The organism is Tissierella praeacuta DSM 18095, assembly GCF_900128955.1.
Lineage (GTDB): Bacteria > Bacillota > Clostridia > Tissierellales > Tissierellaceae > Tissierella > Tissierella praeacuta.
Genome location: NZ_FQTY01000001.1, coordinates 293947 through 318667 on the forward strand (window position 1 = coordinate 293947; position 24721 = coordinate 318667).

General features: G+C 28.5%; 24 protein-coding genes. All 24 read right to left on the minus strand.

Annotation, left to right across the window (positions count from 1 at the left end):
- Window positions 1-76: 76 nt before the first annotated feature.
- Window positions 77-1633: a ribonuclease Y gene (gene rny, locus BUB33_RS01615; RefSeq protein WP_072972881.1), complete on the minus strand. Its 1557-nt coding sequence runs from the start codon at window positions 1631-1633 to the stop codon at window positions 77-79.
- Window positions 1634-1771: 138 nt separating this feature from the next.
- Window positions 1772-2425: a DNA repair protein RecN gene (locus BUB33_RS01620; RefSeq protein WP_072972250.1), complete on the minus strand. Its 654-nt coding sequence runs from the start codon at window positions 2423-2425 to the stop codon at window positions 1772-1774.
- Between the two features lie 5 nt (window positions 2426-2430).
- Window positions 2431-2679 carry a hypothetical protein gene (locus BUB33_RS01625; RefSeq protein WP_072972253.1) on the minus strand — a complete coding sequence of 83 codons (249 nt, stop codon included), beginning with the start codon at window positions 2677-2679 and terminating at the stop codon, window positions 2431-2433.
- Window positions 2680-2689: 10 nt separating this feature from the next.
- A complete protein-coding gene (locus BUB33_RS01630; RefSeq protein WP_072972256.1) occupies window positions 2690-4132 on the minus strand; it encodes an AAA family ATPase in 1443 nt (480 codons plus the stop codon).
- A 2-nt stretch (window positions 4133-4134) separates the two neighbouring features.
- Window positions 4135-5127, minus strand: a complete 993-nt coding sequence (locus tag BUB33_RS01635; protein WP_327191960.1) for a metallophosphoesterase family protein — start codon at window positions 5125-5127, stop codon at window positions 4135-4137.
- 40 nt (window positions 5128-5167) lie between these two features.
- Window positions 5168-6217, minus strand: a complete 1050-nt coding sequence (gene recA / locus BUB33_RS01640; protein ID WP_072972259.1) for a recombinase RecA — start codon at window positions 6215-6217, stop codon at window positions 5168-5170.
- Window positions 6218-6300: 83 nt separating this feature from the next.
- On the minus strand, window positions 6301-7533 hold the full coding sequence (locus BUB33_RS01645; protein ID WP_072972263.1) for a competence/damage-inducible protein A: 1233 nt from the start codon (window positions 7531-7533) through the stop codon (window positions 6301-6303).
- 12 nt (window positions 7534-7545) lie between these two features.
- A complete protein-coding gene (gene pgsA / locus BUB33_RS01650; protein WP_072972268.1) occupies window positions 7546-8091 on the minus strand; it encodes a CDP-diacylglycerol--glycerol-3-phosphate 3-phosphatidyltransferase in 546 nt (181 codons plus the stop codon).
- Complete coding sequence (gene rimO, locus BUB33_RS01655; RefSeq protein ID WP_072972273.1) at window positions 8088-9416, minus strand: 30S ribosomal protein S12 methylthiotransferase RimO; 1329 nt, start codon at window positions 9414-9416, stop codon at window positions 8088-8090. Before rimO ends, pgsA begins: the two co-directional genes overlap by 4 nt.
- A gap of 1 nt (window position 9417) precedes the next feature.
- Entirely contained in the window at window positions 9418-11589 is a 2172-nt protein-coding gene (locus BUB33_RS01660; protein WP_072972277.1) for an FtsK/SpoIIIE family DNA translocase, read from the minus strand.
- 61 nt (window positions 11590-11650) lie between these two features.
- Window positions 11651-12343 carry a ClpP family protease gene (locus BUB33_RS01665; RefSeq protein WP_072972282.1) on the minus strand — a complete coding sequence of 231 codons (693 nt, stop codon included), beginning with the start codon at window positions 12341-12343 and terminating at the stop codon, window positions 11651-11653.
- 112 nt (window positions 12344-12455) lie between these two features.
- Window positions 12456-12695 carry a YlmC/YmxH family sporulation protein gene (locus BUB33_RS01670; RefSeq protein WP_072972285.1) on the minus strand — a complete coding sequence of 80 codons (240 nt, stop codon included), beginning with the start codon at window positions 12693-12695 and terminating at the stop codon, window positions 12456-12458.
- Between the two features lie 88 nt (window positions 12696-12783).
- Window positions 12784-13215 carry a dUTP diphosphatase gene (dut, locus tag BUB33_RS01675; RefSeq protein ID WP_072972288.1) on the minus strand — a complete coding sequence of 144 codons (432 nt, stop codon included), beginning with the start codon at window positions 13213-13215 and terminating at the stop codon, window positions 12784-12786.
- Window positions 13216-13230: 15 nt separating this feature from the next.
- Window positions 13231-14502, minus strand: coding sequence for a M16 family metallopeptidase (locus tag BUB33_RS01680; RefSeq protein ID WP_072972292.1), 1272 nt, complete (start codon window positions 14500-14502; stop codon window positions 13231-13233).
- A 17-nt stretch (window positions 14503-14519) separates the two neighbouring features.
- On the minus strand, window positions 14520-15233 hold the full coding sequence (locus BUB33_RS01685) for a polysaccharide deacetylase family protein (RefSeq protein WP_072972294.1): 714 nt from the start codon (window positions 15231-15233) through the stop codon (window positions 14520-14522).
- Between the two features lie 229 nt (window positions 15234-15462).
- Window positions 15463-17559, minus strand: coding sequence for a polyribonucleotide nucleotidyltransferase (locus BUB33_RS01690; RefSeq protein ID WP_072972296.1), 2097 nt, complete (start codon window positions 17557-17559; stop codon window positions 15463-15465).
- Window positions 17560-17653: 94 nt separating this feature from the next.
- Entirely contained in the window at window positions 17654-17920 is a 267-nt protein-coding gene (gene rpsO / locus BUB33_RS01695; RefSeq protein WP_072972299.1) for a 30S ribosomal protein S15, read from the minus strand.
- Between the two features lie 122 nt (window positions 17921-18042).
- Window positions 18043-18957: a bifunctional riboflavin kinase/FAD synthetase gene (locus BUB33_RS01700; RefSeq protein WP_072972303.1), complete on the minus strand. Its 915-nt coding sequence runs from the start codon at window positions 18955-18957 to the stop codon at window positions 18043-18045.
- A gap of 10 nt (window positions 18958-18967) precedes the next feature.
- On the minus strand, window positions 18968-19858 hold the full coding sequence (gene truB / locus BUB33_RS01705; RefSeq protein WP_072972306.1) for a tRNA pseudouridine(55) synthase TruB: 891 nt from the start codon (window positions 19856-19858) through the stop codon (window positions 18968-18970).
- Window positions 19859-19866: 8 nt separating this feature from the next.
- The gene (locus tag BUB33_RS01710) at window positions 19867-20835 is read right to left on the minus strand and encodes a DHH family phosphoesterase (RefSeq protein WP_072972887.1); all 969 of its coding nucleotides are present in this window, start codon (window positions 20833-20835) and stop codon (window positions 19867-19869) included.
- Window positions 20828-21208: a 30S ribosome-binding factor RbfA gene (gene rbfA, locus BUB33_RS01715; RefSeq protein ID WP_072972884.1), complete on the minus strand. Its 381-nt coding sequence runs from the start codon at window positions 21206-21208 to the stop codon at window positions 20828-20830. The genes BUB33_RS01710 and rbfA overlap by 8 nt, the downstream gene beginning before the upstream one ends.
- A 10-nt stretch (window positions 21209-21218) precedes the next feature.
- The gene (infB, locus tag BUB33_RS01720) at window positions 21219-23342 is read right to left on the minus strand and encodes a translation initiation factor IF-2 (RefSeq protein ID WP_072972311.1); all 2124 of its coding nucleotides are present in this window, start codon (window positions 23340-23342) and stop codon (window positions 21219-21221) included.
- Between the two features lie 37 nt (window positions 23343-23379).
- The gene (rnpM, locus tag BUB33_RS01725; RefSeq protein ID WP_376750513.1) at window positions 23380-23664 is read right to left on the minus strand and encodes an RNase P modulator RnpM; all 285 of its coding nucleotides are present in this window, start codon (window positions 23662-23664) and stop codon (window positions 23380-23382) included.
- 3 nt (window positions 23665-23667) lie between these two features.
- Window positions 23668-24714, minus strand: a complete 1047-nt coding sequence (nusA, locus tag BUB33_RS01730) for a transcription termination factor NusA (protein WP_072972317.1) — start codon at window positions 24712-24714, stop codon at window positions 23668-23670.
- Between the last annotated feature and the right edge of the window lie 7 nt (window positions 24715-24721).

Below are 24721 nucleotides of genomic sequence, written 5' to 3' on the forward strand. Positions count from 1 at the left end.
AGCCCCCTCTAACTAAATTTTTTAAATATATTTTTATATTATTTACTTCCACATTTAGTATTTATTTAAAAAATTATTATTTAGCGTATTCAATAGCTCTAGTTTCACGAATTACATTTACTTTAATTTGACCTGGATAATCCAACTCAGATTCTATTCTTTTTACAATATCTCTTGCTGTATGAATTATCTGACTTTCAGAGACTTCATCAGGTTTTACTAAAATTCTAATTTCTCGTCCTGCTTGAATTGCATAAGATCTTTCTACTCCATCGAAGGAATTTGCTATTTCTTCAAGCTTTTGTAATCTTTTGATATAAGCTTCAAGGGTTTCTCTTCTTGCTCCTGGTCTTGCTGCTGAAATAGCATCCGCTGCTTGTACTAAAACAGCTTCAACTGTTTGTGGTTCACAATCACCATGATGAGCAGCAATACCGTGTAAAACTTCTTTAGACTCTTTATATCTTCTAGCTAAGTCTACTCCTATATCCACATGTGGTCCTTCAACTTCATGATCCACAGCTTTTCCTAAATCATGTAATAGACCTGCTCTTTTTGCTATCTTAACATCAGCTCCTAATTCTGCAGCCATTATACCTGCAAGATGTGCTACTTCTACAGAATGTTTTAGTACATTTTGTCCATAACTTGTTCTGTATTTTAATCTACCTAGAAGCCTAATTAATTCTGGATGAATTCCATGAACACCAGCATCAAATGCAGCTTGTTCACCTTCTTCACGGATAATATTATCTACTTCTTTTTTCGCTTTTTCTACCATTTCTTCAATCCTAGCAGGATGTATTCTACCATCAACTATAAGTTTTTCTAAAGCTATTCTAGCAACTTCTCTTCTTACAGGATCAAAACCTGATAGAACTACAGCCTCTGGAGTGTCATCAATAATTAAATCTATTCCAGTTAATGTTTCTAAGGTTCTAATATTTCTTCCTTCTCTTCCAATAATTCTCCCTTTCATTTCATCATTTGGAAGGGCTACAACAGTTACTGTTGTTTCAGCTACATGATCAGCAGCACATTTCTGTATTGCTGTAGATATTACTTCTCTTGCTTTTTTATCAGCTTCTTCTTTAGCTTTGTTTTCCATTTCTTTAATCATAATAGCAGATTCATGGACTATTTCTTTTCTAATTTCATCTAATAATAATTCTTTTGCTTCATCTGAAGTCAAACCAGAAAGCCTTTCCAACTCTAATACTTGATTTTTGCAGATTTCATCAATTAAAGTTTCTTTATCTTCAACTTCTTTAATTTTTTTGGCTAAAAGTTCTTCTTTTCTTTCAATCGCATCACTTTTTCTATCAATACTTTCTTCTTTGTTAAGTATTCGTCTTTCAAGCTTTTGAAGCTCATTTCTTCGTTCGCGATTTTCTTTTTCCGCCTCATTTCTAAGCTTATGGATTTCTTCTTTGACTTCTAGTAAAAGCTCTTTTTTACGAGCTTCTCCATCCCTTTCAGCATCTTCAATGATTTTTTTAGCTAACTCCTCAGCATTATTTATTTTACCTTCTCCGATAGTTTTTCTTATAAAATAACCAACGAGAATTCCAATAATTGCCCCGAGAATTGCAATTAAAATTTCAATAACTAAACACCTCCAATTGTATAAAATTTTCAAGTTCCATACTACATTTTCATTTTCATTAAATATAAGCATATTTTACAAGCTTAATAAATTAAAATAATAAATTGTATAGAATATACCACATAACTCAATTTTATTACTTTTACAATATAATGTCAAGATGTATTAGGAGGTTATCCTTGTTACAGTACTCTCAGAACCCTTTATATCTACCTTATATGCATTATTACCTATGGCTGCTAGATGGTGATTATGAGTTACCATAATTATTTGTCTATTAAATAATTCAGATGTCTGTTTCAAAAAATCTGCAACATTAAAAATATATTCATCACTTACATGTTTTGCAGGTTCATCTAGAATTAAAGGACCTTCTATTTTAGGTTTGTGAATTTGTAAAAAAGCAATTCTTAAAGCCAAAGAAACTATATCGACAACACCACCACCCCTTGATAATTCTGGTTTAGTTTTAATTAATATATCTTCAGCTTTATTAATTACATAAAATTCAGCATTAGACTTTCCACGTTGTTCTTCAATTTCAATTAAAAATTCAATATCAGATTCAAATATAAATTGCAAACATTTAGTAACTAAAGATTCAATTTGATTTTTAGCCTGTTCTCTAGCAAATTCTGAGGTTTTTTGAAATAGTACACTTACTTTAGATAGCAGTTCTATTTCTTTTTCTATATTTTGAAGGTTTTGTTTTTCCATTTTTAATTGTTCTTTGATTTTATCTCTCTTTCCTGATTCCCTTGCAATATATTCTTTTGATTTAATTAAATAATCATCTAATTGTTGTAAATCCTTTAGCATTTTAATCACTTCTTTTCTAATAAATCTTTTGGTAGTAGTTCATTAGCTTCTTTAAACAATCTATCTATTTCTAATGTTAATTTATTAATTTCACTTTCCAATTCTTCTGGTTCAACACCTAGAGTTTTTAACTCTTTTATTATTTCTTCTTCTTGCTGTGTTAACTGCTCTAATCTTGCTTCAGCTTTATATTTTAGATTTTTAGCCTTTTCCAGATTTTCTTTTAAATTATTAAGTTCCTTCTCATAATCCATAATATACCTCCTAATTATAATGACTTATAATATGCTCAATTTTATCATTGTCAATGATACTAAAGCATAAAGGACAAACCTCTTGTTTTAATAATAGCTCTCTATATCTTAATATTTGAGTTTCTACTTCATCTTTATATTTTTTTGTTAAAAGAGTGGTTTTTATAAACTCTTTTTTATGACAGTTATAGTTATTGGATAAAGTTTTTAGTTTTGTTAAAAGATTAATTTTCTTTTGTAAATTTATATAAATTATAGAGATATTATCTACTTCTTGTAATTTTTCAACATATTTAATTCCTATAGCTAAACTCCTCTTTAAGAATAAATACTTTTCCTTTATAATATTAAGCTTACTTAGTTCATAAATTTTATTATCAATTATATTTATATTATCTTGTAATATGTGGATTTTCTTTAATTTAATCGATATATTTTTAAAGTTATTGATTTCATAATGCATTGAATCAAGTTTAAATTTATAATTTATTAATTTGGATTTTAAACTATATGATGAAATCATTTTTAAAATATTATTTTCAGCTATGTTAATATACTTTAAAGAGTTAATAATACTTGTGTTCTTTTCTTTATATAGATATAATTCATTTATAATAATGTTTTGTTTTTTAATATAATTGAGCATATTAATATTAGAAGAAATGCTTCCCAAAATACTGTCTACAGAGGTTGCTTTTTCAAGTTTACCTATATATACACTTAATTTTTTCTTTTCATGTATAATACTTGAAAGCTTATGTAATAGATCTTTATATTTATTTATTGTTCTATCTTTTTCTTGTATTTCATTTTTAATTTTTTCAATTTGATCAATTTTATTTTTTACTTCATCTATATAACTATATTCTAATAATTCTTTTTCTAAGTGAATAACACTGTCTTCTGTATTTTTTTTACTATTAGATAGGTTACGACTATCTCTTAGGGTTTCACGTAAGGCGTCATCAATTATATTAACTCCTACAAGTCTTCCGATGGAGCTTGCCCTAGTAGAAGCTCTTTCTGATAATAGAAAAGCTCCTTCCAATTGATCACTTAAATTAATAGAGTTAGAAAGCTGACTATCTAATAATATTTTTTTAATTCCTATTCTATCAATGATTTCTTGTGGAACTAATGTTCCAAAACCTTCAAATTTAGTTTCATTATCATCAGCATCATAAAGAAAATAAATATTTTTGCTTTTGCTTCTATATCTTTTTATCTTTGTACCATCATTAAATACAAGAGTTACACTACATTCACTAGTTCCTTCTCTAATAAAATAATCTCCAGAGGGTTCATTATAAAGAGCCCATCTAATACCCCTAAGAATTGCAGTTTTACCACTATCTGATGGACCAACAATTACGTTTAATTGGCTGTCAAATTCTATAACTGAATTCTTATGTGATTGAAAATTTTTCAAGATTACCTTTTCAATATATTTCATATTTAATCACCAGCTAAACCTTTCATCTGAATAATTGCAATCCTTCTTAAAGCTTCTACCTTAACTTCATTTTCCACATGTTCTGCGTTAGATACTTCCATTAATACTTCATTTATATCCATTTTTTCAAAATCTAAAGCTGCATCTATAGTCTGTTTAAACTCAAATATTCTTTCACGCTTAAACAGATTATTCTCTATTTCTTTTCTGTCCAATACTTCTTCTCCAGGTAATGCCGTTTTTAAAGGAATTTCCTTTATTATTATACTTTTTTCTAAATCTATTAATACTACTTGTGGAATTCTTTCAATTTCCTTTAAACTATTTGTTATTCTAACTAAGCTTCCTGGATTAATAAAATATTTTCCGTTAATATTTGTAAGTTTAAATCCTGCGTGATAGTGACCGGAAAGAGTAATATCTGCTAAAGTATCTTTTATATCATCTATTAAAGTATAAGGAATTCCTTTTATAAAAGGTCTATCTAATAACATGCCATGAACCATATGTATGGAATAGTTTACATCATCATCCTTTTCTTTTAACAAATAATAATCTAGATGATCAGGTGTATCAATATCATATACATATGGTTGTCCAGTCAATTGTACTTTTATATTATCTTTTTTAAGAATTATTTTTTCACCATTTTTTATTAGCTTAACAACTCCTAGGGTATCTAATAATCCTAACATTGTTCTATTTATTGTTTCTGGATTATGTCCATAGATATCATGATTTCCACTTATTAAATAAAATGGAACAGGTATTTTATCTAAGATCATAGCAAATCTACTTGCAACAGCTATAGATATATCTGGTCTATCAAATAAATCTCCTCCATGAAGAACAAAATCTACATTGTTTTCTTTTATTATATGATTAATTTCTATCAATTTTTGTTCAATTGTATCTACAAATATATCTTTTCTATTTTTAGGAGTAGTTCCTCTAATATGAGTATCAGTAAAAAATAATAACTTCAAATATAACACCTCACAAATAGACCTCCTTTAAGAGGAGGTCTATATTTCTTTATTTATCTTGCTCCTCAGAATTTTTAGATATATCCTTGGAGTTAACATTATCTTCAATTAAACCAAAATGTACACGAACCTTATTTTCAACTTCTAATAATATATCAGGATTTTCCCTTAAGAAATCCTTAGCATTTTCTCTACCTTGACCAAGTTTATGTTCATTATAACTATACCAAGATCCAGATTTGTTGATAATATTAGCATTGACAGCAGAGTCTAAAACATTGCCTTCTTTAGAAATACCAGTACCGTACATAATATCAAATTCTGCTTGTTTAAAAGGTGGCGCTAACTTATTTTTTACAACCTTAATTCTGGTTCTATTTCCAATAATATCATCACCTTGTTTTATTGAATCAATTCTTCTAACATCTAAACGGATACTAGCATAAAATTTTAATGCTCTACCACCTGTTGTTGTTTCAGGACTACCAAACATTACTCCCACTTTTTCCCTAAGCTGATTTATAAATACCACAGTTGAATTGGATTTATTAATGGTACCAGCTAACTTTCTAAGAGCTTGAGACATAAGTCTAGCTTGAAGACCAATATGACTATCACCCATTTCTCCTTCTATTTCTGCTTTTGGTACAAGAGCAGCTACAGAGTCAACTACAACTATATCTACTGCTCCACTTCGCACTAAAGCTTCTGCTATTTCCAAAGCTTGCTCTCCTGTATCTGGTTGTGATATTATAAGATTTTCAATATCTACGCCTAATCTTTTTGCATATGAAGGATCTAAAGCATGTTCAGCATCTATAAAGGCAGCAATGCCACCTAATTTTTGAGATTCTGCAATCATATGAAGTGATACAGTAGTCTTACCTGAGGATTCTGGCCCAAATATTTCAATTATCCTGCCACGTGGAATACCTCCTACTCCTAAAGCAATATCAAGATCTAAGGAACCTGTTGGTATTACATCTATATTTAGTTTTGCATCTTCACCTAGTCGCATAATAGAACCTTTTCCAAATTGTTTTTCAATCTGACTTAAGGTTAAATCTAAAGCCTTTTTTTTCTCTGTATTATCGATCATAGCATTCCAGTAGAACTGGATTCACCCCTTTCTCTTTTCGAACATTCGTTCTAACTATATATTACAACATAATTTAAATTAAGTCAATCATTTATTAATAAAAACTTTCTTAATTCAAAGAATGCTCTTATGGATGCTTTATTTTGTATAGACTCTCTATTTCCATTGAAATTACATTTGATAGGTATAGATATACCTTTATTTGCAATACACATATATACTAGTCCCACTGGTTTTTTGTCAGTTCCACCATCGGGTCCAGCAATTCCTGTTATAGATAATGCTAAATTTAAATTATTTCTAGTTAATAATCCATTAGCCATTTCTATAGCAGTTTCTTCACTTACGGCACCATACTTTTCTAATGTATCAGATTTTACTCCAAGTTCCTCAATTTTTGCATTATTACTATAAGTAACTATACTTCTGTCAAAAACTTCAGATACACCAGGTATACGGCTAAATCTACTACTAATTAATCCTCCTGTACAAGATTCACAAAAACCAACCTTATAACCTTTTTCTTTTAGCAAATTTAAAACTATAGCTTCTATTGGGACATTATCAAAGCCATAGATATACTCATTAAATCTATCTTCTAGTATTTTAATTACATTATTTACTTTGTTTTCAATAATATCTTTATTTTTTCCTTTACCTACTATTTTAATCTCAACTTCTAATTCTTTGGCGAATGTTGCAATTTTAATATCTGGATCTTTGTTTATCAAATCTTTTATTCGCATTTCTAGCTGAGATTCACCTATACCTATTATGTTAATAGATTTATTTATAATATTAAAATCTTCATGAAGAAGAGGTAGCACCTCATTGTTAAACATTAATTCCATCTCCTTTGGAGGTCCAGGTAACATTACTATTGTTCTATTATCTTTAGATAATAATATCCCAGGTGCAGTACCAATAGAGTTTTTTAAAAACTGACTTCCTTTTGGCTTCAAAGCTTGTTTTAAATTATTATTAGACATTGTTTTATTTAATTTATCAAATATACTTTTAATATTATTTTCCATATCTATGTCTTTAACTAGATCTAAACCTAATGCTTCAGTTATAACTTCTTTTGTCAAATCATCGTCTGTAGGACCTAGTCCTCCTGTTGTAATTATAAGATCTGCTCTTTGTAAAGATATTTTTATAATATCCTTAACTCTGGCTTTATTATCATCAACAGAAGTGTGATAATAAGTTTCTATTCCAATCTCTAATAGTTTACCAGAAATGTATTTGCTATGAGTATTTAAAGTACTGCCCATAGTAATTTCTGAGCCTATTGTAATAATTTCTGCTATCATTGTAATCACCTTTTATTTAATCCCCATTTTAAGGGCAGATTTATTTTTATATATATAATCTATTCCAGATATTATTGTAAAAAATAATGAAATATATAGCATAATATAATCAAAGGGAAGATTAATTAAACTAAACGGGAAATTATTTAGCAATAAAGCAATTATAGCTACTAATTGTGTAATAGTTTTTATCTTACCTAATGAACTTGCAGCTATATTTATACCTTCTGAAGCTGCAATTATTCTAAAACCAGTGATAGTAAATTCTCTTGCAATAATCAAAACTACCACCCAACCAGGCACTTTACCTAATTCTACTAAAGAAATCAAAGCAGCTGATACTAAGACCTTGTCAGCTAATGGATCTACAAATTTTCCAAAATTAGTGATCATATTTCTGCTTCTGGCAACATATCCATCTAAGGTATCTGTTAGGGATGCTATTATAAAAATTGCAGCTGCAAAATAAGTATTATATGGAAGAGTAGAATATAATACAAACATGAATATTGGTACTAGAAACACTCTGAAGATAGTTATTTTATTTGCTAGATTCATTGGATTACCTCCCCTATCAAATCATACTCTAAATAATCAGTTATTTTAACTTCTATAAAATCACCTAAAATTAATTCCTTAATAGAGTTAACATAAACAACACCATCAATTTCGGGGCTATCCATATATGTCCTGCCAATATAGGTATTATTGCCACAAAATTCTTCTATTAATACATTAAACTTTTTTCCAACCTTGTTCATCATAATATCCTCAGATATATCTTTCTGAAGTTCCATGATTTTATCTCTTCTACATTCTTTTATTTCTTCTGAAATTTGGTTTGGAAAACTGTAAGCAGGAGTATCTTCTTCTTGTGAATAAGTAAAAACACCTAATCTTTCAAATTTTATATCTTCAACAAAGTCTAATAGATCATTAAAGTACTCCTCAGTTTCTCCAGGAAATCCTACAATAAATGTTGTTCTTATAATTATTTCTGGTATTTCTTTTTTCAACTTATTTATTAATAGTATAATATCTTCCTTATTTGTTTTTCGATTCATTTTCTTTAGAATATTATTATTTACGTGTTGCAATGGAATATCCACATATTTAACTACTTTTTGATTATTTTTAATTGATTTAATTAGGTTATCATCAAAATTATCAGGATATAAGTATAATAATCTAATCCAAGTAATACCTTCTATATTATTTAATCTATCTAACAATTTATATAAGGCATATTCATTATATAAATCAATTCCATAATCAGAAGTATTTTGACCAATTAAAATTATTTCCTTTACTCCATTAGAAGCTAAGTACTTTACCTCTTCTATTATATCATCCATTTTTCTACTTCTATGTTTTCCTCTTAATCTAGGAATAATACAATATGTGCAGAAATTATCACATCCTTCAGAAATCCTTACATATTCCGTAATATTAAAATTAATTCTTTTAACTTCTTCCAGATAAGCTACATCTATATTTCCTGTTTTTTTAATTCTTTTAGATTTTAGTTCTAACTCTTTAATAACTAAGGCGATATCTTTTATATTTCCAGTACCAATAATTGCATCAATATCAGGAATCTCATCCATTAATTCTTTAGAATATCTTTCAGCTAAACAGCCCGCTAATATTAAGTATTTACAATTACCTTCCTCTTTATATTTAGTCATTTCCCAAATAGTTTCTATAGATTCTTCTTTGGCTCTTTCTATAAATCCACATGTATTTACAACAATAACATTTGCTTCCTCTAATGAATCAGATATTATATAATTACTTTCTTTTAATATACTCATCATTAGTTCCGAATCTATTTCATTTTTTGAACAACCTAAAGTAACAATGTAAATTTTTTTTGTTTTCATTCTATCTCTCCTTAAATGTTGACTCTAAATCTTCTGGTGATAATAATACTTTTCTAGGTTTACTACCTTCATATCCTCCTATTACACCTCTTTCTTCCATTTCATCTACAATTCTTGCAGCCCTAGCATATCCAATTTTTAATCTCCTTTGTAATAATGAAATTGAAGCCTGTCCTTCTTCTACAACTAAAGATATTGCAGTTGGTAATAGTTCATCACTATCAGTAAAGGATATTTCTTTTGAATTTTCCACTACTTCAATAATATCTTCATTGTATTCCGTTATATCTTGAGCCTTAAGAGAATTAACTACAGCCTCTACTTCTTCATCAGATATAAAGGCACCTTGCAGCCTAGAAGGTTTTGAATAAAAAGATGGGTAAAATAACATATCACCTTTTCCTAAAAGTTTCTCTGCTCCTGCCATATCTAAAATGGTTCTAGAATCCACTTGAGAAGATACAGCAAATGATATCCTTGAAGGTATATTAGCCTTTATGGTACCAGTTATAACGTCTACAGATGGTCTTTGGGTAGCAACAATGAGATACATTCCTGCAGCTCTAGCCATTTGTGCAAGTCTACAGATATAATCTTCTATTTCTTGAGCTGCAACCATCATTAGATCTGCCAACTCATCAATTATTATAACTATTGTAGGTAATTCTTCTCCTCCAGTATCTTTAGTCTTACTATTATAAGATTTTATGTCCCTAACATTATTTTCAGCAAATAATTTATATCTTTTTTCCATCTCTGTTACAGCCCAATTAAGTGCAAAAGCCGCCTTTTTTGCATCGGTTACTACTGGGATTAATAAATGAGGGATACCATTATATATACTTAATTCTACCATTTTAGGATCTATAAGTAAAAGTTTAACATCTTCCGGAGATGATTTATATAATATACTCATGATTATTGTATTTATACAAACTGATTTTCCTGAACCAGTAGCTCCTGCTATAAGTAAATGTGGCATTTTATCAATAGTAGATACTATTGCATTACCTGATATATCTTTTCCAAGAGCCAATGGTATAGGAGAATCAATAGTATTATATGATTCAGAAGTAATTATTTCTTTTAAAAACACACTGCTTTTTATTTTATTTGGGACTTCAATACCTACAGCTGCCTTACCAGGTATAGGTGCTTCAATTCGAATATCTGATGAAGCCAAACTTAAAGCTATATTATCAGATAAAGATACTATCTTACTAAGTTTGATTCCTGGAGAAGGTTGTAGTTCATAGCAAGTAATAGTTGGACCTTTATTGATTTGTGTAATTGTAGCATCAATGCCAAAATTTTTCATTGTCTCTTCAATTATTTTGGCATTATTTAATATCTCTTTTCTATCATCACCATCTTGATTTGATATTGGAGATTTTAATAATGCCAAGGATGGTATATTATATGTAGAAATATGATTTTTACTTTGTTTGTTCTTTATTTCAGCATCAATATTATTTATTTCTTCAGTACTCATTTCCTTTAAATTTTCTTTTTTTTGATTTTTTACATAATCTAAAATTTTAATATCCTTTTTAATATCTTCCTTATTTAGTTCAGGCTTTATCTCATTTATTATTTTAGGTTTAGCTCTTTGTTTTTTATCTTCATTAGTTTTTTTCATATTTTTAGACTTCAAAAAAATATCTTTCACTTTAATATTGGTTATAATTAACGTGTTTATAATAATAATAAATCCTAAAACAAGATAAGAGCCTATTGAGCCAAATAGTCTGTAAATAAAAAAACCAAAGAAACTACCGATTATGCCTCCGCCTTTCCCAATTTTACTTAAGTTAAGGGAAGTATTAATCCTATCAATAAATTTATAATCAAAAGGATTTATTCCATCAAGCATAACCAATATGCTTAAAAGTATAAACCCCATAGATAAAATCATTCTTCCTTCCATATGTTTATAGTCTTCTAAGAAAAAGATAATTCCTGAAGCTATTATGATTAAAGGAAAAAAATAAGAGCCAAATCCCATTAAAGAAAAAGTAGTACCTTTGATTATAGAGCCTATTATGCCCATATTAGAGCTAAATAGACTTATCATTGATAATATACCTAATGCAATTACAATTATTCCTATAATATCTTTATTATATTTATTTTTTTTTTGAGTTTTTTTAATAGTTTTCTTTTTAAGGTTCAAAAAAAACTCCCCCCTTTAAAGTATATGCTGTAGTTATTATAGCATAATTTGGAATTCTATTCTATTTATTTTTATCCTCTATCATAGTATCAAGTTTTTTTAAAGCTCTTGAAAATCCTCCTACTTCATCTATTAATTTATACTTTACTGCTTCTTCTCCAACTAATATTGTTCCTACATCATTTGCAATTTCATCTGTTGAATACATTAGCTCATTTAATGTTTTGTCATCAATTTCTGAAGTTCTCAATATAAAATTGATTATTCTTTGTTGCATTTTTTGAAAATATCTAAAGGTTTGTGGTACCCCAATAACTAAACCAGTAGTTCTAATAGGATGTATTGTCATAGTTGCAGTAGGAACAATAAATGAATAATCTGTTGAAGTAGCTAAGGGTACTCCAATACTATGTCCCCCACCTAAAACTAAAGATACCTTAGGTTTATCTACTGAATTTATCAATTCGGAAAGTGCTAAACCTGCCTCTACATCTCCACCAACAGTATTTAAAATAATAAAAATTCCTTCGATTTTTGGATCTTGTTGAGCTGCTATTAATAAAGGAATAATATGTTCATATTTAGTAGCTTTTTTGTCGTTAGGGGAAATTGTATGACCTTCTATTTCCCCAATAATAGATATAAATTGAATATTATTTTTTACTTCTGGAATATTGACAGTACCTATTTCTTTAATATTTTCTAGTTTTTCCTCTTGAATTGGAGAATTATCATCTTTATTTTTCTTATTCATATTTTCCTCCTAAAATAATTAATATATATAGCATTTACTTAAAAAACAATAATATTCCTTATATAAAAAAATACATATATCCAAATTTGGATATATGTATTTTTTTATATAATTATTCAATCTCAATGATAATCATATCGTATCCTATTTTTCTAATTGTATTCCACGGTATTTCTATATCATTACTCTCCAAACCCAAAATTCTTAATCCTAATCTTTTTTCTGGTACTAACAAAGAAATGATTTTACCAGTTTCTTCATCAATTAAAAGATCACTATCTATTATCATACCAAGTCTACCACCATTATTTAAGTTTACGATTTCCTTTTGACCTAATTCAGATAAACGCATAAAATCTCCTCCTATTAATTTATATTAAATAATATTATATAGATTTGAATAGTATGCATTATCATTTATGATAATATCTTATAAGATATTAATATCCAGAATGACCAAATCCTCCATTACCTCTAGTAGTTTCATCTAAGTCATCAACTTCTATTAATATAGCCTTTTCATATTTAATAAATACTATTTGTGCTATTCTATCTCCTTTATTAATTATATAGGACTCTTTCCCAAGATTAATTAAAATTACTTTGATTTCTCCTCTATAATCACTATCTATTGTACCTATTCCATTGGCTAATGTTATTCCATGTTTTAAAGCTAATCCCGATCTTCCTCTAATTTGAGCTTCATATCCTTCTGGTATTGAAAGGAATAATCCAGTTGATACTAAAACCCTATCTAATGGTTTTAACTCTATAGGCTCATTAATATTGGCTTGTAAATCTAATCCAGCTGCTCCCTTAGTCTTATATTCTGGTAATTCAAACTCAGATTTATTGATTACATTTATTTTCATCTTAACCACCCTCCATTAAAATAATATATTTTTTATTTTTTGTTCAATTAATTTTTGGTTTTTAATATCTCCTACATAGGCAATATTAATAGTTTCTTTATTGAATATAATTTTTATAATTTCTTCTATATTACTTAAATTTACTTTACTAATTCTATTTAATATTTCATCAGGAGATTGTACTTTATTAAAAATTAATATAGATTTTCCTATTTCATACATTCTACTAAAGGTTCCTTCCATTCCAAGAACATAGCTTCCTTTTAGATGCTCCTTAGATTTATCTAGTTCATCTTTTGAGATTAAATTTTTTCTAATATCATCAATCTCATTACCAATATATTTTACAGTTTTTAATAATTGAGCTGGATGCAATCCTGTATATATACTTAATATACCTGTATCTTTATAAAATGATGGATATGACTCAATTGCATAAGCTAATCCTAAATCTTCTCGTATTTTTTGAAATAATCTGGAACTCATGCTGCCACCAAAAATATTATTTAATACTAATAATGCTTCTATGTTTTCAGAAATAATTGGCAGTCCTTCCATTCCAATGCAAAAATTTAGTTGTTCTGTACTTTTGTTGATACCCTTTAATTTATTGGTAAATCTATAAGTATTCTTAGTTCTGCTATTACATTTATTAGAATCATTAAAATTTCCAAAGTAATGATTTAACATTTTAAAAACTTCTTTGGTATCAATTTTACCAGCTAATGATATAACTATATTTTCAGGTATATAACTATCAAAAAAATAATTGATAATTTTTTCTTTATTTAAATTCTTAATACTTTCTTCTATTCCTAATATAGGATGACCAAGTGATGTATCTTTAAACATTATCTCATTTAATAGTTCACTAACCATATCCTCAGGTGAATCAAGATACATATTTATTTCTTCTATTATCACTGCTTTTTCTTTTTCTATATCTGATTCTGAAAAATTTGAATTAGTTAACATATCAGCTAACACATCTATAGCTATATCTATATGATTATATAAAACCTTAGCATAATAACATGTAGTTTCCTTACCAGTAAAAGCATTTAATTGACCACCTATATTATCTATTGTTTCTGCAATATTTTTAGCTGTTCTCTTTCCAGTTCCTTTAAATAACATATGCTCTATAAAATGAGATACTCCATTATTATGCTTGTCCTCTTTTGCAGAACCATTATCGACTATAACCCCAATGGAAACAGAGTTGACATAGGGAATTCTTTCCATGACAACTCTTATGCCATTATCCAATTTATCTATTATATACATATTCTCCTCCAGTATTACTAATTGTTTTTTATTACATCACTTATTGTACCAATTTTATAACCATTTTGGTATAGGTAATTTATTATTTCTGGTAATGCTTTAACTGTCTCTTCAGTTGGATGCATTAGAACAATTGCAGAATTATGTATTTTAGGAATAACTCTTTTAATAATTACATCTTTTGTACTATCTTTTCGCCAGTCAATTGTATCTATACTCCACATTATAAGTTCATATCCCAAGTCTTTTGCTGCTTTTACAGTATTATCATTGTAAGCACCTGATGGAGGTGCAAAATATTTTGAATCAATATCTAATACTTCCTTAATTATATTATGAGCTTTCACTATTCCTTCTTTATTTTCATTATAAGATAATTTATTATAATCTACATGACTATAACCATGATTTCCAATTTCATGTTTATCATTATAAATCATTTTTAAGATGTCCTTGTTTTTCTCTGCCCATTTACCAGTTACAAAATATGTAATTTTGATATCATTTTTTTTAAATATCTCTAACATATTTGGAATGTTTTCATTTCCCCAGTCTACATTACAAGCAAATGCGATTATTTTTTCATCAATATTTCCTTGATAATATACATCTGAATTAAAAGTTTCTTCTGTTTTATTATAGACCTTTAATATACCTAAAGTTATTATAACTACTATTAAAACAATTAAAATGGTAATTAAAGTCTTTTTACTTACAATAACTAATTTCATATACATCCCTCCAATATATTATATATTTATATATATTCAAAGAGTTATGAAATTATCCTAAAAACTAAATTAGGGAAACCATTTTCATAGATTCCCTTTATTAATTAATTATTTTAATTTTATTTGTTATCATTTATGATAACATCTTATTAGACATCAATATTGAAAATGAACATATATTTATAGGACATAAAAACATGAACCTTATTTTGGTTCATGCATTAGTATTTTATTCTTCTGTTTTAGTCTCTTCTGGAAGCAATACTTTTCTAGATAGATTAACTCGACCTTGATTATCTATTTCCATAACTTTAACTAATATTTCATCTCCTAAAGCTAGTACATCTTCTACCTTATTAACTCTTTCTCTAGCTATATTAGATATATGAAGCAGTCCTTCTTTTCCATTTAAAACATCTACAAAGGCACCGAAGTTAGTTATACGTGTTACTTTTCCTAAGTAAATATCTCCAACTTCAACTTCTTTAACTATTTTATTTATCATATCCATAGCCTTTTCACCATCTTCTTGGGATATGGAAGAAATAAATACCTTGCCACTATCATCAATATCAATTTTTACGCCTGTTTCATCTATTATCTTATTAATCATTTTTCCACCAGGTCCAATAATATCTCTTATTTTATCTGGATTTACTTGCATTGTATACATCTTAGGCGCATATTGTGATAAATTTCCCCGTGGAGTTGAAATAGTTTCAGCCATTTTATCTAAAATATAAAGCCTTCCTTTTCTCGCTTTTTCCAAAGCTTCTTCTAAAATTGGTTTATCTATTCCAGCTATCTTTATATCCATTTGTATAGCTGTAATTCCATCTTTAGTACCAGCTACCTTAAAATCCATATCTCCCAAATGATCTTCCATACCTTGTATATCAGATAGAATAGCTAATTTATCACCTTCTTTTATTAGCCCCATTGCTATCCCTGCTACAGGAGATTTTATAGGTACACCTGCATCAAGTAAAGCTAAAGTACTTCCACAAACACTAGCTTGAGATGAAGAACCATTTGAACTTAAAACTTCGGATACAAGTCTAATAGTATAAGGGAAATTATCCTCTGATGGTATAACTGGTTCAAGGGCTCTCTCTGCCAATGCCCCATGACCTATTTCTCTTCTTCCAGGTCCTCTTAAAGGTCTAGTATCACCTACTGAATATGGCGGGAAGTTATAGTGATGCATGTATCTTTTAGATTCATCTTCTCCTAAACCATCAATAACTTGAGCATCACTAATAGCACCTAAGGTAGCAATAGTAAGAACCTGAGTTTGACCTCTTGTAAATAATCCTGAACCATGGGCTCTTGGAAGTAAACCTACGTCTGTTGTAATAGGACGTATCTCATCAACCTTCCTATTATCTGGTCTTTTTCCTTCCTCAAGGATTAATCTTCTTACTTCTTCTTTTAGCATATCTTCTATTATCTCATTGATATCTTGTTCTGATTCAGGATATTCTTCTAAAAATATTTCTTTAATTTCCTTATTTACTTTATCAATATTATTTAATCTTTCTTGTTTCTCAAAAGTATTAATAGCGTCAATTAATTTTTTTCTACCAAATTCAATAATCTTTTCTCTAATTTCATCACTTGGTTTAAATAAATTATATTCTTCCTTAGTTTTTCCTATTTCCTTTGCAATATCTTCAATAAATTCACATAATTTCACAATTTCACCATGTGCTGTTAAAATACCTTCTAGCATTACTTTCTCTGTAATCTCATTAGCACCTGCTTCTACCATCATTATAGCATCTTTAGTTCCTGCTACTACTAAATGTATTTCAGATTTATCTCTTTCTTCACTAGTTGGATTTATAACAAAATTTCCATCTATTAAGCCAATTAATACTGAACCTGTTGGTCCATTAAATGGTATATCTGATATGGATAATGCTATTGAAGACCCAATCATGGCAACTATTTCTGGTGAATGATCTTGGTCAACTGACAGAACAGTAGCTATGACTTGTACATCATTTCTATATCCATCTGGAAATAATGGTCTAAGAGGTCTATCTATAAGCCTTGAAGTTAAAATTGCTTTTTCACTTGGTCTACCTTCTCTTTTAATAAATCCACCTGGTATTTTACCTACTGAATATAATTTTTCTTCATAGTCAACACTAAGGGGAAAAAAGTCTATACCTTCTCTTGGTTCTTTAGAAGCTGTAGCAGTGGCTAACACTACTGTATCACCATATTGCACCATACAAGCTCCATTAGCCTGTTCAGCTACTTTACCTATGGTTACAGTAAGATCCCTACCAGCTAATCTATACTGGAATTTTCTTTCCATGCAATACCTCCTTAAATTTTAATATATTTATTATATCCTTATTTCATAAAAAATATCTAGAATAAATCAATAGAGCGGGATAATCCCGCTCTTATTAACCTCTGATGCCTAATTTTTCAATTAAAGAACGATATCTTTCAATATCATTATTTTGTAAATATTTTAAAAGACCTCTTCTTTGACCTACCATTTTAAGTAATCCTCTTCTAGAATGGTGATCTTTTTTATGAGCTTTTAAATGCTCATTTACAGAATTGATTCTGTGTGTTAAAATTGCAATTTGTACCTCTGGTGAACCTGTATCACCTTCGTGCAATTTATAATCATTAATTATTTGTTCCTTAACTTCTTTTGTTAACATATAAATACACCTCCAAATTTTAATATACCCCTATAGCTTTGTAAGACGCCGAGGATACGTTAAACATAGCAATAGGTAATGTACCAATATTATAGTATCATAATAAACCTTAAATGTAAATATTATTGTCTTAATTTAATCATTTCAATATCAATTTTCATTTGTTCTATTAATGCTTCTTTATTTTGAAATTTAATATCATTTCTAAGAAAATCTAAAAATTCAATTTCTAATGTATTTCCATATACATCCCCATTAAAATCTAGAATATAAGTTTCTATCTTTAATATATCTTCATTAAAAGTAGGATTATATCCAATATTTGTAGCAGAAACATACTTTTTACCATCTATTATGGTATTAGTCATATATACTCCATTTTTAGGTATTACATAGTTATCAATAGGTTCTATATTAGCTGTGGGAAAACCTAATTTATTACCTCTATTTTTCCCTGGTATAACTCTACCTATAATAGAATATGGTCTACCTAACATTTTTAAACAAAGAGAAATATTTCCATCTGCTATTAAACTTCTAATATTGGAACTACTTATAATATCTTTATCTTTATAAACTGGGTCTAGTACAATTACATCTATATCATAATCTTTACCAAGTTTCATCAAATACTTAGAATCTCCAGAAGCTTTATAGCCAAATCTATAATCAAATCCTACAACAAGTAACTTACCATTCATTTTATTTATGATAATATTTTTAATAAAATCTTCTCCTGATAATTTCATAATTTTATCATCAAAGTCTAATATATAAATAATATCTACACCTAAATCCTTAGCAATCTTAAATTTTTGCTGATTATTGGTTATCATCTTAGGTTTACTATTATCTATTATAGCTTTAGTATGACTTTTAAAAAGTAAAAGAGAAGACTTTATACCTAATTCTTTTGATTTAGATATCATGGTTTTAATTAGTTCCTGATGTCCTATATGAATACCATCAAAATTTCCTAAGGCTATAGCCGTATTAAATCTTGTTTCATTATAATTTGATAGTTCTATAATCTCCATGTATACCACCTTATATTATTAAAACTTTATCCATCTTCAAGTAAAATTTAGAATCTACATTACTAATTTTTCCTATTCCAATAAATATATCTTTACAATATACTCTCAGTAATTTATCAACTTTACTTTCATCCATAAAATCAAATCGTAGTACCACTCCATTTATCAGTTTTGAGTATAAATGCTCTGAAACAATAAGTTCTTCTAGGTGATACAATGCCTTGTCCATGGGAGTAATTATTTTAGAAATCTCTTCCGAACTTAATTTTCTAATATATTCAATGCTATATGAATTATTAATCTTAAAATTTCCTACACCTGTTCTTAATAAATATGACATATATCCATAAGTACCTAAATCTACCCCTATATCGTCACATAATGTTCTAATATAAGTGCCCCTGGAACATTTTGTATAAAATATGATTTTCCTACAATCTTCTATATTCAATATTTTTTGTTCATATATTGTAATATTTCGAGGATTACGTTCAACTGTTTTTCCTTCACGTGCTAATTCATAGAGTTTTTTTCCTTTATGTTTTAATGCGGAGTACATAGGTGGTAACTGAGATATTTTACCAATATATTTAGACATGACGCTTATAATATCTTCTTCTTCAACACAGTTCTTAGAAGAAGATATTATCTTTCCATCCATATCTTGAGTATCTGTTCTATGTCCTAATGTTAGCTCTCCTATATATTCTTTATCACTGTCAAGTAGGTATTCAGAAATCCTAGTACCTTTTCCTATACATAAAGGTAATACTCCAGATGCATTTGGATCCAAAGTTCCAGTGTGTCCGATTTTTTTAGTTTTTAATATCTTTCTCAATAAATTTACAGCATCATGGGAGGTCATTCCCCTAGGCTTAAAGAAGTTTATTACACCATTCATATAATCACCTAAAACACTTTCTTTAGTTCATCTAAAATTAATTTTTCTGCAATATCCATAGGGGAATTAATTGTACAACCTGCTGCTCTTATATGTCCTCCTCCATTAAAACTAGCACAAATAGCAGATACATCTATAAATCTTTTACTTCTCATGCTAACTTTGATTTCATTTTCTTTAAACTCTTTCAGTATAATCCCTACCTCAACAGGAGCAATTTCTCTTATAAATGAAACTATACCTTCAGTGTCTTCCATCTTAGCATTAGCCTTATTAAGCATATCTTGAGTTACCTTTATTAAAGCTACATTATTATTAAAATATAATCTCAAAGTTTCTAAGGACTTTATAAATAGCATAGTTCTCTCTAGGCTTTTATTCTGATATAAATTTATATTTATATTACTTTTATCAATTCCTATATCTATTAATTCGGCAATAATTCTATGAGTTTCTGCACTGGTATTATCATACATAAAACTACCAGTATCTGAACTTATTGCAGTATAAATACAAGAAGCTATATCTTTATCCATGGGAATATTCATTTTCTTTATTAAATTATATACTAATTCACCAGTTGCTGCTGCATTGCTATCCACTATATTTATATGTCCAAAATTTGTGTTACTAATATGATGATCAATATTAATTATAGTTTTAGCTTTATTTAACAATTCTTTATTCTTTCCTAATCTATTTTCATCACTAGTATCTAAAGCAATAAACATATCTATTTTTCCCTCATCATTAAACTCTTTAATTTCATTTACATTTGGAAGAAATAAAAAATCAGAAGGAATATCATCGGTTTTTAGGATAAAAACTTTATCTTTTATCTTTTTAATTGCTATCCATAAAGCCAGGATAGATCCAATATTATCACCATCAGGCTGAACATGAGAAACAATATATATCCTTTCACTTTCTTTGATTTTTTCAATTGCAATATCAAATAAAGATTCAATATTATTCATCATTTTTATCTTCCTCAAGTGAATTAGAATCCTTGTTTACCTCTTTAATTAACTTAGACATATAAATCCCCTGTTCTATTGATTCATCTAAGATAAAAATTGGCTCTGGAGCATATCTTAAATCAATTCTATTGCCTATTTCTTTTCTTATAAATCCTTTTGCACTTTCTAAACCTAACAATGTATTTTCTTTTTCTTCTTTGTTTCCAAATACCGAAACATAAATTTTTGCATATCTTAAATCTCTAGTTACTTCCACCTTTGTTATAGTTGTCATGGAATTAACCCTTGGATCTTTAAGACCATTATAAATTAATTCCGAAACAACTCTTTTTACCTCTTCAGAAATTCGATTAAGTCTTTTGTTATTCATTTCCTCACCTCTATTTCTCAACTTCTTTTAAAACATATGCTTCTAGTAAGTCTCCTTCTTTAATATCATTATAATTTTCCAAACCCAGTCCTGCCTCATATCCTGATAGAACTTCTCTAGCATCATCTTTAAACCTTTTCAAAGACGATACATCTCCTTCAAATATAACAATATCATTTCTAAGAAGTCTAACTTTACCATTTCTAGCTATTTTACCATCCAATACGTAAATACCTGCTATAGTACTTCCATTAGGTAACCTAAAGGTAGCCCTAACTTCAGCTCTACCTATTACTTCTTCAACAATCTTTGGTGCGTGCATACCTTTAATTGCAGCTTGAATATCTTCAATTGCTTCATAAATCACCCTGTATGTTCTAACATCAACCTTTTCCCTTTTAGCCACTTCAATAGCATTTAAATTTGGTCTAACATTAAACCCAACAACAATAGCATTAGAAGCAGAAGCAAGCATAATATCAGATTCAGTAATTCCTCCTACACCACCATGTATAATATTAGTTTTTACTTCCTCAGTATCAAGTTTTTCTAAAGATTGTTTTAATGCCTCAATTGAACCTCTGACATCGCCTTTTATTATAATATTTAAATCCTTGATTTCTCCTAATTTTATTCTTTCAAATAAATCATCTAGTGAAACCTTTTGATCAGATCTCATCTGTTCTGCTCTCACAATTTCTTTATTTTTTTCTGCCAAAGATCTACCTATTTTCTCATCTTCTACAGCATATAATAAATCTCCTGCATTTGGAACCTCAGATAATCCAAGTATTACTACTGGCATTGATGGTCCAGCCTTTTTCACTCTTTTACCCTTGTCATCTAACATAGCCCTAACTCTACCAAAGGAAGAACCAGAAACAACTATATCTCCTACTTGCAATGTACCTTTTTGAACTAATACAGTGGCTAATGGCCCCTTACCTTTATCAAGTTGTGCTTCTACAATAGTACCTACTGCATTTCTATTTGGATTAGCTTTAAGTTCTTGCATTTCTGCAACAAGTAGTATCATTTCAAGCAATTCTTCAATTCCTACACGGTTTTTTGCAGAGACTGGTACTGTTATAGTGTCTCCACCCCAATCTTCTGGAACTAAAGAATTTTCTACTAACTCTTGTTTAATCCTGTCTACATTAGCTGTAGGTTTATCCATTTTATTAATTGCTACAATTATTGGAACATTAGCAGCTTTAGCATGATTTATTGCCTCTATAGTCTGAGGCATAACTCCATCATCTGCTGCCACAACTAATATTGCAATATCCGTTACTTGTGCACCTCTAGCACGCATAGAAGTAAAAGCTTCATGACCTGGTGTGTCTAAGAAACATATCTTTTTATTGTTAATATTTACAGCATAAGCACCTATATGCTGAGTAATTCCTCCAGCTTCTGATTTTGTAACACTAGTTTCCTTAATAGCATCTAATAAAGATGTTTTACCATGGTCAACATGCCCCATTACTGTTACTATAGGTGCTCTAGTTTTTAAATCCTTTGGATCATCTTCATAATCCAGATTAAACTCTTCTTCTAAGGATATATTGTTATCTTCTGAAACTTCTTTTACTTTTAATTCAACACCAAATTCTTCAGCAACTATAATTGCTATATCTGAATCTATTGCTTGATTTTGATTTACCATTACACCTAATCCAATTAATTTAGAAATTATTTGTGATGGACTTACATCTATTTTATCTGCTAAATCTTTTACAATGATATTACTTTCGATTTCTATAACAACCTCATTCCCTTCTTTACCAATTATATTGTTTTCTTTATTCATATTATTATTCTTTAACTTACTTTTATTTGACTGCTTCTTACTCTTATGTTTTTTATTGTTTTTACCTTCAACTGTTTTTACTTTAATATTTTCTTCATTTTCTTTAGTACCTATATTATCGCCTTTACTATGAATCTTTTCATTTGAGTCATCTTTTTTTTCATTATTTGATAATAATGATTTTATTATTTCAGCTTCTTCATTTTCCAAAGTACTCATATGATTACCTACGCTTATATCTAATTCAGAAATCTTTTCAATTAAATCTTTACTACTTATTCCCAATTCCCTTGCTAGTTCATATATTCTAATTTTCTTCATATTACATACCCCCTATTATATTTAAAGGTGATATCTCTTATTTCTCTAATTTCGATTGAATTATATCCTTCAATTCCTCATATATATTAGTTGTTATTTCTACTTCTAAGGCTCTAGAAAATTTTTTACCCTTTTGTGCAAGTTCCAAACACTCAAGATTAGAGCATATATATGCACCTCTACCATTCATTTTCCCTGTTACATCAATATTTACTTCATTCTCATTGCTCTTTACAACTCTTATTAATTCTTTTTTTGGTTTACCTTCACCACAAGCAATACATTTTCTTAAAGGAATTTTTTTCTTTTTCAAAACAATCACCTCTTATTCAATATCTTGATTGTATTGTGATTCCGACTTTATATCTATCTTCCAATTTGTTAATTTTGCTGCTAATCTAGCATTTTGACCTTCCTTACCTATAGCCAAGGAAAGCTGATAATCTGGCACCACAACAATAGCAGATTTTTCTTTTTCATCAACTATTACATTTAATACCTTAGAAGGACTTAAGCTATTAGCAATAAATTCTCCTATATCCTTACTCCAAATTACAATGTCTATTTTTTCACCCTTTAATTCATCTACTATAACTTTTACCCTACTACCTTTAAATCCTACACAAGAACCAAGAGGATCTACATTTGGATCCTTTGAAAAAACTGAAATCTTAGTCCTAGAACCAGCTTCTCTAGAAATAGAATATATTTCAACTATTCCATCATTAATTTCAGGAACTTCTAATTCAAATAATCTCTTTACAAGATTAGGATGGGATCTAGATAATATTATTTGAGGTCCTTTTGTTGTCTTCTTAACTTCAGATATCAATAATTTTAATCTATCACCTTGATTATATTCTTCACCTTCCATTTGTTCAGAAGGTGGCAATATACCTTCAGTCTTACCTAAATCAACATATACATTATTTTTACTAATACGTTGAACTAAGCCAGTAATTATCTCATTCTCCCTATTTATAAAATCATCATAGATTACATCTCTTTCAGCATCTCTTATTCGTTGAATAACAACCTGTTTTGCAGTTTGTGCAGCTATTCGTCCAAAATCTTTTGGTGTAATCTCTATTTTTATAATATCACCAATTTGAAATCTATCATCAATTTCTTTCGCATCATCTAAATCTATTTCAAGATATTCATTCTCTACTATATCTACTACTTCTTTTAATGCTAGTACTTTCACCTTTCCAGTAGTTCTATCCATTTCAACTTCAACATTTTGAGATGCATTAAAATTTTTCTTATAACTGGAAATAAGTGCAGATTCTAGGGCATCAAATATTATATCTTTAGAAATGCCCTTCTCTTTTTCTATTTCATGAAGGGCATCAATAAAATCTCCATTCATTCATTAA

What these genes read in the sequence shown, in the direction of transcription:
- BUB33_RS01620 (WP_072972250.1), bottom strand. Translation starts at nt 2,425, where the DNA reads ATGCTAAAGGATTTACAACAATTAGATGATTATTTAATTAAATCAAAA.
- BUB33_RS01625 (WP_072972253.1), bottom strand. Translation starts at nt 2,679, where the DNA reads ATGGATTATGAGAAGGAACTTAATAATTTAAAAGAAAATCTGGAAAAG.
- BUB33_RS01630 (WP_072972256.1), bottom strand. Translation starts at nt 4,132, where the DNA reads ATGAAATATATTGAAAAGGTAATCTTGAAAAATTTTCAATCACATAAG.
- recA (WP_072972259.1), bottom strand. Translation starts at nt 6,217, where the DNA reads ATGATCGATAATACAGAGAAAAAAAAGGCTTTAGATTTAACCTTAAGT.
- BUB33_RS01645 (WP_072972263.1), bottom strand. Translation starts at nt 7,533, where the DNA reads ATGATAGCAGAAATTATTACAATAGGCTCAGAAATTACTATGGGCAGT.
- pgsA (WP_072972268.1), bottom strand. Translation starts at nt 8,091, where the DNA reads ATGAATCTAGCAAATAAAATAACTATCTTCAGAGTGTTTCTAGTACCA.
- rimO (WP_072972273.1), bottom strand. Translation starts at nt 9,416, where the DNA reads ATGAAAACAAAAAAAATTTACATTGTTACTTTAGGTTGTTCAAAAAAT.
- BUB33_RS01665 (WP_072972282.1), bottom strand. Translation starts at nt 12,343, where the DNA reads ATGAATAAGAAAAATAAAGATGATAATTCTCCAATTCAAGAGGAAAAA.
- BUB33_RS01670 (WP_072972285.1), bottom strand. Translation starts at nt 12,695, where the DNA reads ATGCGTTTATCTGAATTAGGTCAAAAGGAAATCGTAAACTTAAATAAT.
- dut (WP_072972288.1), bottom strand. Translation starts at nt 13,215, where the DNA reads ATGAAAATAAATGTAATCAATAAATCTGAGTTTGAATTACCAGAATAT.
- BUB33_RS01680 (WP_072972292.1), bottom strand. Translation starts at nt 14,502, where the DNA reads ATGTATATAATAGATAAATTGGATAATGGCATAAGAGTTGTCATGGAA.
- BUB33_RS01685 (WP_072972294.1), bottom strand. Translation starts at nt 15,233, where the DNA reads ATGAAATTAGTTATTGTAAGTAAAAAGACTTTAATTACCATTTTAATT.
- BUB33_RS01690 (WP_072972296.1), bottom strand. Translation starts at nt 17,559, where the DNA reads ATGGAAAGAAAATTCCAGTATAGATTAGCTGGTAGGGATCTTACTGTA.
- rpsO (WP_072972299.1), bottom strand. Translation starts at nt 17,920, where the DNA reads ATGTTAACAAAAGAAGTTAAGGAACAAATAATTAATGATTATAAATTG.
- BUB33_RS01700 (WP_072972303.1), bottom strand. Translation starts at nt 18,957, where the DNA reads ATGGAGATTATAGAACTATCAAATTATAATGAAACAAGATTTAATACG.
- truB (WP_072972306.1), bottom strand. Translation starts at nt 19,858, where the DNA reads ATGAATGGTGTAATAAACTTCTTTAAGCCTAGGGGAATGACCTCCCAT.
- BUB33_RS01710 (WP_072972887.1), bottom strand. Translation starts at nt 20,835, where the DNA reads ATGAATAATATTGAATCTTTATTTGATATTGCAATTGAAAAAATCAAA.
- rbfA (WP_072972884.1), bottom strand. Translation starts at nt 21,208, where the DNA reads ATGAATAACAAAAGACTTAATCGAATTTCTGAAGAGGTAAAAAGAGTT.
- infB (WP_072972311.1), bottom strand. Translation starts at nt 23,342, where the DNA reads ATGAAGAAAATTAGAATATATGAACTAGCAAGGGAATTGGGAATAAGT.
- nusA (WP_072972317.1), bottom strand. Translation starts at nt 24,714, where the DNA reads ATGAATGGAGATTTTATTGATGCCCTTCATGAAATAGAAAAAGAGAAG.